Source organism: Pseudomonas sp. PS01298, assembly GCF_029959745.1.
In the GTDB taxonomy this organism is placed as follows: Bacteria; Pseudomonadota; Gammaproteobacteria; order Pseudomonadales; family Pseudomonadaceae; genus Aquipseudomonas; species Aquipseudomonas aylmerensis.
Genome location: NZ_JASCPP010000252.1, coordinates 1 through 401 on the forward strand (window position 1 = coordinate 1; position 401 = coordinate 401).

Consider the following 401-nt stretch of genomic DNA (forward strand, 5'->3'; position numbering starts at 1 on the left):
CCCCAAACCTGACTGGAGTTTTTCCCAGACAAACCGCGACGGCCTTATTGGGGCTGCTTCGCAGCCCAACGCAGGGCAAGCCTGCTCACCACAGGGGGAAACCTGCCAGAGTGGGTGCACCTGCCACTGCGGGTGAAGCTGACACTGTGGGCTTGCCTATCACAGCGAGTGCACCTGACACAGTGGCTTATCTGTCGCAGCGGGCAGCTTAATGTACCGCCTGGTGATGGGCAGTTGGGTAAGTTGTGACAAGCACGGTGTTATGGCAATCAAGTTTTGTGATGTTGAGCAGGCTTATTGTGGTGAGCAGGCTTGCCCTGCGTTGGGCTGCGCAGCAGCCCCCAAACCTGACTGGAGTTTTTCCCAGATAAACTGTGGCGGCCTTATTGGGGCTGCTGCGC

The 401-nt window shown here is 57.9% G+C and carries 1 protein-coding gene; it reads left to right on the top strand.

Annotated features, from left to right (window positions below; genetic code table 11):
* Positions 1–211: 211 nt before the first annotated feature.
* Positions 212–401, top strand: a 190-nt coding sequence (locus QMX97_RS32065; RefSeq protein ID WP_282398240.1) for a hypothetical protein, incomplete at its 3' end; no start/stop codon positions are given.